Origin of the sequence: Variovorax sp. J31P207 (assembly GCF_030316965.1) — a bacterium.
In the GTDB taxonomy this organism is placed as follows: Bacteria; Pseudomonadota; Gammaproteobacteria; order Burkholderiales; family Burkholderiaceae_C; genus Variovorax; species Variovorax ginsengisoli_B.
The window spans coordinates 1-10,056 of the sequence record NZ_JASZYN010000033.1 but is presented as its reverse complement, the minus strand read 5'-3'; the positions used below and the strand labels follow the sequence as shown (position 1 = coordinate 10,056).

Sequence of the window (10,056 nt, the reverse complement as noted above, 5' to 3'; positions counted from 1 at the left end):
CGGCCAGGTGCTGAAGGGCATCAAGGAGAACGAGCCGCGCGCGCTCTCGCTGGGCTATGACGTCAGCCGCTTCAAGCTGCTGGCCTTCGTGATCTCGGCCGCGCTGTCGGGCCTCGCGGGTTCGCTCAAGACGCTGGTGCTGGGCTTCGCGACACTGTCGGACGTGCACTGGAGCGCCTCCGGCCAGGTCATCCTGATGACCTTGGTCGGCGGACTCGGCACCCTGTCGGGGCCGCTGGTCGGCTCGGCGGTGGTGGTGCTGCTCGAGAACAAGATCGGGGAACTGGGCCACTTGCTGGCACGCATCACGACCATCGACTGGTTCAACACGCTGGGCGAGTCGGTGACCATGGTCACCGGCCTGATCTTCGTGATCTGCGTGCTGGCCTTCCGGCGCGGGATCATGGGCGAGATCATCGCCTTCATCGATCGGCGGCGCGGGGTGGTGAAGGGCTGAGTTTCAGATCTGCGGTGGCAGCACGATCGTGTCCCGCCGCTGCGCCAAAGCCTGCGCGTGCATGGCCTGCAGCAATGCATCCAACTGCTGCGCAAAGCGCTGCGGCCGAAACAGCAACGAGGCCGCAACGCGCTCGGCCAAGGCTGCGCGCAGGCCGCGGCGGCGCGGCGCGTCCGTCGCCAGGGCAATCGCCAGCCGCCGGTACCCGACACCGTCCCCGGCCACCAGTTCCGGCAGCCCGACCGCGTTCAGCAGGCTCGCCGCCATCCGGCTCACGAAAGTCTCTCCCGCGCGCGTGACCAGCGGCACGCCGGCGCGCAGCACGTCGCTGGCGGTGGTGCCCGAGTTGTAGGGAAAGGTGTCCAGCGCGATGTCGGCAAGTACGATCCTCGATTGGTGCACCGCCAGCGGTTTGCGCCGGGCAAAGACGAGGCGCTCGGGCGCCACGCCGCGCCGGGCGGTCTCCTCGCGGAGGTTCTGCGCGGTCGTCTCGGACCCGGGTGGCGCCAGCCACAAGACGCTGCCGGGCACGGCCTGCAGGATGTGGCACCAGTCGTCCCAGAGTTGCGGGGTGAGCTTGAAGATCTGGTTGAAGCTGCAGAACACCAGCGCGTCCTCGGGCAGGCCCTCGTCGGCGCGGCTCGGCGGCGGCGGCAGCGGATGCAGGGCCGCATTGGGCTGGAAGCACTCGGGCATCAGGGCCAGCGTTTCACTGAAGTGCTGCGCCAGCGCCGGGGGCGTGGCGATGGCATCGCCGATCACGTAGTCGGCCAGGCGCGGCTCCCCCAGGCTGCCGATGTAGCCGAGCCAGGAGGCGATCACGGGCGCCGGGCGCAGGGCGGTGATCGCCAGCCGCGCATGGGTGGTGTAGCCAGTCAGGTCGACCAGCACGTCGATGCCGTCGTCGCGGATGCGCCGCGCGGCGTCGAGGTCGTCCATCGCGCCGATGTCGATGAAGTGATCGGCCGCTTGTTGCAAGGCCCGGCGCTGCGCATCGTCGGCCGGCGGCCCGTAGGCGTAGAGGAACACCTCGGACTGCGTGCGGTCCTGCGCGGTGATCACCTCGGTCACCAGGTGGGCGACCGGATGGTTGCGGAAATCGGCCGACAGATAGCCGATGCGCAATGCGCCCTCGCGTGGCGTCGCGGCGGCGACCAGCGGCGGCTGTGCGAGCGCCCAGGCCCACTGGTGGCGGGCGAAACGCTCCGCCGCACTGCGCTGCAGTTCGGCGCTGCTCTCGGGCAGGGCCAGCAGATAGAGCGGCGCCAGCTGGCTCGGCCGGCCCCGCGCCAGTGACGCCACCAGCGCCGGTGCCGTCGGCTTGCCGTCGGGCCGCCAGTCCGCGGCATCCCGGCGCAGGCCCAGCGCGCTGCCGATGAATTTGGGATCGTGTGGATCGAGAATGATGGCCTGCCGGTAGTAGCGCAGGGCCTCTTCGGGCTGCTTCAGCCGCTTGAGCAGATCGGCCAGGTTGCCGATGGCCGGCAGGAAGCGCGGCTGGACGCGCAAGGCCTCGCGATAGCTTCGCTCGGCGGCTGCGAGATCCTTGCGGTTCTCCAGTTCGTAGCCCAGGTTGGTGTGGGCATTGGCGTAGTCGGGCTTGGCCGCCAGCGCCTGCCGGTAGCAATGCAGGGCCTCGTCGCGCCGGCTGGCCTGGAAGCTGCGGGCCAGCAGGTTGCCCAGGTTGTTCCAGGCCTTGGCCTGCCGCGGATCGAGCGCCACCGCGCGCCGGTAGGCGGCCTCGGCTTCGTCGGCACGGTGCAGCGCGTTCAGCGTGATGCCGAGGTTGGTGTGGGTCTCGGCCTCGGCACCCGCCACGATCGCCGCCATCAGGTAGCGCTCGGAGGCCGGCAGATCGTCCTGCAGGAAGCACGCCACCCCGAGCAACGACAGCCCGTCCCGGTGATGGGGCGCCAGCGGCAGCAGCTTGTCGCGGCACAGGGCGATGGCCGAGTCCCACCGGCCCTGCTGATACAGCCCCAGGGCCTGGGCGTAGAGCGCGTCGGGTCCGGCCGGCTTCGGTGCCGCGGCAAAACGGGAAAACAGCGGGTGAGGCTTGGGGATTCGGGATCGGTTCATGCGCAGAGCGATTCGGAGGCGATGCGCATCGTAGTGGCGCAGCGGCTCGCGTACGTGGCAAGCCTCGACCAACGCGCCGTGTCTTCGGCATACACAGAACGGTACGGGGGAGGGGTTGGCAATTTCGCCGAAATTGATGGTCGAGTCGCCGCCGTTCGGTACTGTTTCGCTTGAGCAATAGAGAGAGTTCTTCGGTTTGAGAGCCGTCTGATTTCCCTCGGCAGTCCGGTCCCGGATCATCGAGCCTTCCAATTCTTGTCAAACACAGGTCCGGCCCCCAAAGGGTCGACGGTTCGATCATGAGCACTTTTCATCTGCTTTTTCTGACGCTCGTCCTCGGCGCACTGGCCAGCGGCGCCTCGGCGCTGGAGGCGCTCGTGTCCGGCGACGTCGCCCTGCGCTGGCAGGACCTGCCGCTGATCGTCCTGGGCCTGGCCGTGGCCTTGCTGCAGGTGCTGGCCCTGCAGGCTGGCGCGGGCCGGGCGCGATGGGTGCTCCGCGGCTGGCAGGCCTGCGTGTCGGCAGGCTCGGTCTTCATCGCGGCGGGCATCTCGGCGCTGGCGGTGGCGCTGGCAGCTTCCGATGTGGCGCCGCGCAGCTTTCTGTTCCTCGCGATCGGCGCCGGCTTGCTGGTGGCCGCGCTCATGTGGAGCGCGATGCTGACGGTCGGCCGGACCGGGCGCTGAAGCGAGGGTGCTGCAAGTGAAGCCGATTGCGCCGTCCGGTCGACCGGTCGCTCCCAGGTCCAAGCTGGCACGAGTCCCCGAGCTTCGCCAGCTCTTCGATGCCGGACACGACTACCTGCAGGGGCGGGCGTCGCTGTACCAATTGCACGCTCGGGTCTGCCATCTGCGGCTGCTCGCCAAGGCGGCGGGCGCGGCGCCAGCTGTGATCGCGCTGCTCGACGAATGGGCTGGCAGGGTCGAACGTCGCTGGAGTGCCTGGGCGCTCGCCGCGCGCGTCCAGACCGAGTCGGAGTTCAGTGCCTGGCTGCAGGCGCAACTCGTGTTCGATCGGCCGGATGTCAAAACCCCCGAGCTCAAAGCCTCAAAGGTTGCGCGTAGCCCGTGAGTTCCAGGTAGCCTCGCCCCACCGGCTTGCCGTCCGCATCGAGCAGTTCGCTCAACCCCTCCCAGTACACCGTGCCGGTCGAGCCCTGGCCGTCGAGTTCCTGGTCGTCGAGCAGGGCGCGCACCGTGAAGACACCGGCCGGCGTGCGGATGCGCCATTGCGTCGGATAGACCGCGCGGGTGCGCGGGCTGGTCCAGCGGTGCAGCGGCTCGAAGCGCAGCGCGTCGGGCCCGAACACCTGCAGCCGTCCGTCGGCCGTGCGCAGCGAGCCGCCGTGCCACAGGGCCGATCCGTCGCGCCGCCGCAGGCGGAACGCGGTCAGCGCGCCGCCGTCGAAGAGATTGATCCCGATCCAGTCCCAGCCCGTGGCCTCGGGATGCATCAGGGCCTCGCTCCATTCATGGTCCAGCCAGGCGCGGCCCTGGACATCGAAGCGCTTCCCCTGCACCGTCAGGCTGCCCGTGGCCGCGAGTTGCGGCTCGCTGTAGTAGTAGCTCGCCTGTTCGGGCTCGGGCCCCTTGCGCGACAGGCCGGCGCTGCCTTGCAGCAGCACCGGCTGGGTCGGCGCGAAGCGCAGGTCGATCGCGAAGCCGGCGGCCGGCAGCCGCGCCGCATAGCCGTCGCCGTCCCGCTGCAAGGACCAGTCGCGCAGGCGCAGGTCGGTGTCGGTTTCGGAAGCGGATGCGATGCCGAAGCCTTCGCGCGCGATGCGCTGGTCGTGCCACAGCTTGCGGCCATCGAGATCGGTGATGGCCGCGTGCGCGAAGATCAACTGCTTCGCCGCGAAGGCGGAACGCATGGCTTGCGTCGCATCGATGCGCGAGCGGAAGAAGGTCAGCTGGAAGCCGAATTCGCGCGCACCGGCGCGGGCATGGCCGGTGATGTACCACCACTCGGTGCGCAGCTCGGGGTGGCTGCCGAAGTCGCGCGGGAACTGGAGCGTGCGCGCCGGCAGCGCCCAGGCCACGGGGCCCGCGAGCGCCGAGAGCAGCATCGCGCGGCGCGACCATCCGGCGCCGCCGCCCGGACGCATCGGGGGCCGGCTCACCAGTCCTCCTTGACCGCCAGCACCGCATCGCGTCCAGCGGCGGCGCGGCCGGCCAGCCAGGCCGTGACCGTGCCGGCCGCGACCACCGCGGCGCACAGCGCGCCCAGCCGGGCCCAGGGCAGCAGCAGGTCCATGGTCCAGTGGAAGCTCTGCGGGTTGACCACGTGCACCAGCACCACCGACACCGCAAGCCCGAGCAGCAAGCCTGCGACCGCACCGATCGCGGTCCAAGCCGCGCCTTCGCCGGCCACGATCGCAAGCACCTGGGCGCGTGTGAAGCCCAGGTGCACGAGCAGGCCGAACTCCTTGCGCCGCGCCAGCACCTGGGCGCTGAAGCTGGCCGCGATGCCGAACAGGCCGATCGCGATCGCGACCGCTTGCAGCCAGTAGGTGACCGCGAAGCTGCGGTCGAAGATGCGCAGCGAGGTGGCGCGGATCTGGGCCACCGACGAAATCTCGACCGGTTCGGCCGCCGCCGCCTCGCGGGCGGCCAGCGCCTGCACCGCCTGCTGCACCGGGCCCTCGGCCGCGCCGGGCGCCAGCCACAGCGCGACGTCGCTGGCGCCGGCGTCGCCGGTGAGGCGCTCGAAGTCGCGGGCGTCCATGGTGATGGCGCCGAACTGCCGCACGTAGTCCCGCCAGATGCCGGCAACGAAGAAGACCGGTGGCCGGCCGCCGGGCACCGGGCCCCAGGCGCGCGCCAGCGGCTCGAAGGCGGCGCCGGGCCGGGCGCCGTAGAGCTCGACCATCGCCTCGCTGACGTAGATGCCGGTCTGCCCGGCGGGCACCGGCAGGGCGGCGCCGAGCAGCGGCATCGAGCGCCCGACGTCGGCGTCGAGGCTGCGCGCGATCAGCGTCACTGCGGGCCGCGACGGATCGATCAGCAGGGGCCGCGTGCGCAGCGTGCCGGTGCGGGCCACACCGGGCAGCTGCGCCAGCGCCTGCACGAAGGCCTGCGGGAACAGGGCCGGTTCGCCGCCGGGCCCGGCGGCGCTGCGCAGGTACAGGTCGGCCGGCAGCACGACATCGAGCCAGCGCGTGACCGAGTCCCTGAAGCTCGCGACCATCACGGTCAGGGCCACCGCCAGGCTCAGGCTCGCGACCACGCCGCTGACCGCAACAGCGGCGGTGCCGCGCATGCGGCGGGCGCGCTCGATCGCCAGCAGCGGCAGCAGGCGATTCGCGGCCAAAGGCGCGAGGCGGTCGTAGACGCCCGCGATCAGCCACGGCAGCGCCGTGATGCCGCCGACCAGCAGGAAGCCGACCGACAGATAGGCCGCGATCGGAATGCCGTGGATCGCCGGTGCCATGGCCAGCGCGCCGCCGGCGGCGATCAGCAGCAGTGCGACACGGTGCGTCCCGCCGCCCGCGGTCGCGGTGCCCAGGCCCTTGAGCGTCTGCGCCTCGGGCAGCGCCTGGGCGGCGCGTGCCGGCCACCAGCCGCCGACGGCCGCCGCCAGCACACCCAGCGCGCCGTAGGTCAGCGCCGCGGGCGTGCTCCATCGCAGGGTCGGGGCGACGCCATCGAAATAGCCGCCGCCCAGGTCGCCGCCCAGCAGCTTGAGCGCCAGCTCGGCCAGGGTCGCGCCGAGGGCGATGCCGGCCGCGCTGCCGATCAGCCCGAGCACCAGCGATTCGGCCAGCACCAGCCGCAGCCGCTCGCGCGGCGTCAGGCCCAGCACGCCGAGCAGCGCGAACTGCTGCGCGCGCTTGGCGACGCTGAGCGCCAGCACCGAGAACACCAGGAAGGCGCCGGTGAACAGGGCCACCAGGGCCAGCACCGTGAGGTTGACGCGGTAGGCGCGCGACAGGTTGCTCACGCGTTCGGCCGCATCGCCCGGTTCGGCGATCTGGATGCCGCTCGGCCAGCCCGGCGACTGCTGCAGCGAACGGATGAAGTCCGCGTGCCCGGTGCCGGGCGCCAACCGCAGGTCGATGCGCGTGAGCTGGCCGCCGCGGCCGAACAGGTCCTGCGCGGCGCCGATGTCCATCACGGCCAGCGCGGGGCCGCCGGCCGCAACCTGGCCGGCGATCTGCAGTGGGTGCCATTGGGTGCCGGCGCGCAGCTGCAACTGGGTGGCCTGGTCACCGATGGCCTTGCGCGCGGCGGCGTTGAGAAACACCTGGCCGGGCGCGAACAGCGCGAAGCGGTCGGCGCCGTCGGCCGGCCTCGGCATCAGGGCCGGTGCGATGGTCGGCAGGGCCAGCGCGTCGATGCCGACGACCCGCAGCGGCAGCCGGCGATCGCCGACCTGGGCGACGCTGGGCAGCTCGAGCACCGGGCTCGCCAGCGCGACCTGCGGATGCCGCGCGACCTGCGCGAGCAGGGCTTCGTCGAAGCTGCCCTGGGCAGCCCGCAGCTCGAGGTCGGGCTGGCCGTTGACCGAGCGCACCGCACTAGAGAATTCATCGAGCGCCGAGGCATTGATCAACTGTACCGAGAAGGCCAGCGCGACGCCCAGCATCACTGCGACGACCGCGGCCGCGTTGCGCCACGGGTGGTGGCGCAGCTCCTGCCAGGAGAAGGTGAGCAGCAAGGCCTTCATCGCGGCCCATTCTGCGCGATGCGGTGGCAGGGCGAAGTCAGAGCCGCTCCGACGCGGCGGCCAGCCAGGCCCGCACGGCGGGGCTGGCGCTCAGGCCGGCCGCACGGGCATAGGCCAGGCGCGCCTCGGCGGCCTGGCCGTCGCGGCCCAGCAGGTGGGCGCGCGCGGCCCAGAAAGGCTGGTAGCTCGCGACCTCGGCGGCCGGCATGGCATCGAGTTCGCGCAGGCCCGCGGCCGTCCCCCGGGCCTCGGCCACCGCGCAGGCCCGGCTGACCCGGGCACCGGTGTTGGGGCGCAGGGCGAGCAGGCCGTCGTAGAGCGCCACCAGGGCATCGGGGGGGACCTGCGCACCGAGGCGGCGCGCGCAGTGGGCCGACTGGATCGCGGCCTCGATCTGGTAGGGGCCGAAGGCGCCGAGGGCTGCGGCTTGCCGCAGCGCCTGCTCGGCCTGGTCGCGCAGCGGCAGGTTCCAGCGCGCGATGTCCTGCGCGTCCAGCGGCACGTAGTCGCCGCCGGCGCTGCGCCGGGCGGCGGCGCGGCTTTCGCAGAACAGCATGAGGGCCAGCAGGCCCAGCGGTTCGGCTTCGGCCGGCATCAGGCCGCAGAGGATGCGGCCGAGTTCGATCGCCTCGGCCGTGAGACCGCGCTGCGAGGCATCGGCGCCGTCGACGTCGTCCCAGCCGGTGCCGTAGGCCGCGTAGATGCCGTCGAGCACGTCCTGCAGGCGCTGCGGCAGGTCGGGCGCGCGCGGGAATTCGAAGGGGATGCCGGCCGCCCGCACGCGCGCCTTGGCCCGCACCAGGCGCTGGCCCAGCGTCGCCGGCGCACTGAGGAAGGCGCCCGCCATGCGGGCGGCGTCGAGCCCGAGCACGGTCTGCAGCATCAGCGGCGCGCGCGCCGCGGCATCGATGGCCGGATGGGCGCAGACGAAGAACAGGCGCAGCCGTTCGTCGGGCACCGCGCAGGCGGAGGCCGGGTCGTCGCCGACTTCGTCGGCCAGCAGGAGCAGGGTCTGCGCGGCCTCGTCCTGCACCCGGCTGTGGCGCCAGGCGTCGAGCGTGCGGTGGCGCGCCACCTGCAGCAGCCAGGCCTCCGGCTGCGCCGGCACGCCGTCGACCGGCCAGCGTTCGAGCGCCCGCGCGAAGGCATCGGCGAGCGCGTCTTCCGAGGCCGCGATGTCGCGGGTGCGCGCCGACAGGATGGCGACCAGCCGGCCATAGGACCGGCGGGCCGCGCCTTCGGCCGCCGCGCGGGCCGCCTGCAGGGGGTCGTCCGTCACATCGTCGGGGCCATGAACACCGGGCGCACCTCGACGCCGCCGGTGCTGGCGCAGGGCGCGCGCGCGGCCCATTCGAGGGCTGCGTCGAGGTCGGGGACGTCGATCACGAAGTAGCCGCCGAGCTGCTCCTTGCTGTCGGCGAAGGGGCCGTCCTGCACCTGGCGCTTGTCGCCGCGCACGCGCAGCGTGGTGCCGGTCAGCGGCGGCTGCAGGCCGTGGCCGTTCTGCACCACACCGGCCTGGCGGATCGCGCCCACGTAGTCCATCCAGCCGGCACGGTAGGCCTGGGCCGCCGCCTCGTCGCGCTGGTCGAACTCGGACTGGGGTTGGTAGAACATCAGCATGTATTGCATGGAACCTCCGGAAAAGGGACACGAGCAGGATCGCTCACTGCAATGACGGCGCAGCCGGGTGCGTTTCGACAGTGTGCGGCAGGCTGCGCGTTTTTTTTCTGCCACCGCCGCAGTAAGCTCGCCGCCATGCACACACTCCCGACCTACGACGACGTGATTGCCGCGGCCGCGCGGCTCGAAGGGCAGGCGCACCGCACGCCGGTGCTGCGCTCCGCCACCGCCGACGCGCGCTGGGGCGCGCAGTTCTTCTTCAAGTGCGAGAACTTCCAGCGCATGGGCGCCTTCAAGTTTCGCGGCGCCTTCAATGCGCTGGCCAAGTTCGATGCGGCGCAGCGCCGCGCCGGCGCCATCGCGTTTTCTTCCGGCAACCATGCGCAGGCGGTGGCGCTGTCGGCCCGCCTGCTTGGCATGCCGGCGGTGATCGTGATGCCGAACGACGCTCCCGCCGCCAAGCTCGCCGCGACCCGCGAGTACGGCGCCGAGGTGGTGCAGTACGACCGCTTCACCCAAGACCGCGAGGCCTTGACGCGCCGCCTGGCCGAGGAGCGCGGCATGACGCTGATCCCGCCCTACGACCACCCCGACGTGATCGCCGGCCAGGGCACGGCGGCCAAGGAACTGATCGAGGAGGTCGGTGCGCTCGATGCGCTCTACGTCTGCCTGGGCGGCGGCGGCCTGACCAGCGGCTCGGCGCTGTCGGCGCGCGCGCTGGCGCCCGGCTGCAAGGTGTACGGCGTCGAGCCCGAGGCCGGCAACGACGGCCAGCAGTCGCTGCGGGCCGGTCGCATCGTCCACATCGAGACCCCGAAGACCATCGCCGACGGCGCCCAGACCCAGCACCTGGGCGAATACACCTTCGGCATCATCCGGCGCGACGTCACGGACATCTTCACGGTCAGCGACGCGCAGCTGGTGGACGGCATGCGTTTCTTTGCCGAGCGCATGAAGATGGTGGTGGAGCCGACCGGCTGCCTGGCCTTCGCGGCCGCCTGCGCGGCTGGCGAGGCGATCCGCGGACAGCGGGTCGGCGTGATCGTGAGCGGGGGCAATGTCGACCTGGGCCGCTACGCTGCGCTGCTCGCGGGTAGCTAGACACCCGGATTTGCCACCACGCGGGGTCGGGGTCATGTTCGGGGCGCGTGCCGAGGGCACCGGGTGGCCCCCTCCGCTCATGTCCCCCGCCTTCGGCTCCTCCTTTACTTCGCTGCGGGGGCCACCCGGCG

Annotated in this window: 9 protein-coding genes; 4 read left to right on the top strand and 5 right to left on the bottom strand. The window is 72.0% G+C overall.

What is annotated here, in order from left to right; translation table 11 throughout:
- Window positions 1-457: branched-chain amino acid ABC transporter permease (locus QTI68_RS39930; RefSeq protein ID WP_286529935.1), on the top strand; the 457-nt coding region annotated here is incomplete at its 5' end.
- A 3-nt stretch (window positions 458-460) separates the two neighbouring features.
- Here the strand turns inward: QTI68_RS39930 and QTI68_RS39925 are convergent.
- Window positions 461-2,536 carry an O-linked N-acetylglucosamine transferase, SPINDLY family protein gene (locus QTI68_RS39925; RefSeq protein ID WP_286529933.1) on the bottom strand — a complete coding sequence of 692 codons (2,076 nt, stop codon included), beginning with the start codon at window positions 2,534-2,536 and terminating at the stop codon, window positions 461-463.
- A gap of 299 nt (window positions 2,537-2,835) precedes the next feature.
- On the opposite strand from QTI68_RS39925, the gene QTI68_RS39920 reads away from it, so the two are divergent.
- Entirely contained in the window at window positions 2,836-3,222 is a 387-nt protein-coding gene (locus QTI68_RS39920; RefSeq protein WP_286529932.1) for a hypothetical protein, read from the top strand.
- 7 nt (window positions 3,223-3,229) lie between these two features.
- A complete protein-coding gene (locus QTI68_RS39915; protein WP_286529930.1) occupies window positions 3,230-3,607 on the top strand; it encodes a hypothetical protein in 378 nt (125 codons plus the stop codon).
- On the opposite strand, the gene QTI68_RS39910 is transcribed toward QTI68_RS39915, so the two are convergent.
- From QTI68_RS39910 to QTI68_RS39895, 4 genes are read right to left on the bottom strand one after another with little or no spacing between them, the layout of a single operon-like run.
- A complete protein-coding gene (locus QTI68_RS39910) occupies window positions 3,576-4,601 on the bottom strand; it encodes a lipocalin-like domain-containing protein (protein ID WP_286529937.1) in 1,026 nt (341 codons plus the stop codon). The two genes, QTI68_RS39915 and QTI68_RS39910, sit on opposite strands and share 32 nt — an antisense overlap.
- A 50-nt stretch (window positions 4,602-4,651) precedes the next feature.
- Window positions 4,652-7,201, bottom strand: a complete 2,550-nt coding sequence (locus QTI68_RS39905) for an FtsX-like permease family protein (RefSeq protein ID WP_286529928.1) — start codon at window positions 7,199-7,201, stop codon at window positions 4,652-4,654.
- A gap of 37 nt (window positions 7,202-7,238) precedes the next feature.
- A complete protein-coding gene (locus tag QTI68_RS39900; RefSeq protein WP_286529927.1) occupies window positions 7,239-8,480 on the bottom strand; it encodes an RNA polymerase sigma factor in 1,242 nt (413 codons plus the stop codon).
- Window positions 8,477-8,833 (bottom strand): YciI family protein, encoded by a 357-nt coding sequence (locus QTI68_RS39895; protein WP_286529925.1) that lies wholly within the window; start codon window positions 8,831-8,833, stop codon window positions 8,477-8,479. Before QTI68_RS39895 ends, QTI68_RS39900 begins: the two co-directional genes overlap by 4 nt.
- A gap of 126 nt (window positions 8,834-8,959) precedes the next feature.
- Between QTI68_RS39895 and QTI68_RS39890 the strand changes: the two genes are divergently transcribed.
- Window positions 8,960-9,925 (top strand): threo-3-hydroxy-L-aspartate ammonia-lyase, encoded by a 966-nt coding sequence (locus QTI68_RS39890; protein ID WP_286529923.1) that lies wholly within the window; start codon window positions 8,960-8,962, stop codon window positions 9,923-9,925.
- The last annotated feature ends 131 nt before the right edge of the window (window positions 9,926-10,056 follow it).

Excerpts from the sequence above, each read along its gene's own strand:
- QTI68_RS39890 (WP_286529923.1), top strand. The coding sequence starts at position 8,960 with ATGCACACACTCCCGACCTACGACGACGTGATTGCCGCGGCCGCGCGG.
- QTI68_RS39910 (WP_286529937.1), bottom strand. The coding sequence starts at position 4,601 with ATGCTGCTCTCGGCGCTCGCGGGCCCCGTGGCCTGGGCGCTGCCGGCG.
- QTI68_RS39905 (WP_286529928.1), bottom strand. The coding sequence starts at position 7,201 with ATGAAGGCCTTGCTGCTCACCTTCTCCTGGCAGGAGCTGCGCCACCAC.
- QTI68_RS39920 (WP_286529932.1), top strand. The coding sequence starts at position 2,836 with ATGAGCACTTTTCATCTGCTTTTTCTGACGCTCGTCCTCGGCGCACTG.
- QTI68_RS39925 (WP_286529933.1), bottom strand. The coding sequence starts at position 2,536 with ATGAACCGATCCCGAATCCCCAAGCCTCACCCGCTGTTTTCCCGTTTT.
- QTI68_RS39895 (WP_286529925.1), bottom strand. The coding sequence starts at position 8,833 with ATGCAATACATGCTGATGTTCTACCAACCCCAGTCCGAGTTCGACCAG.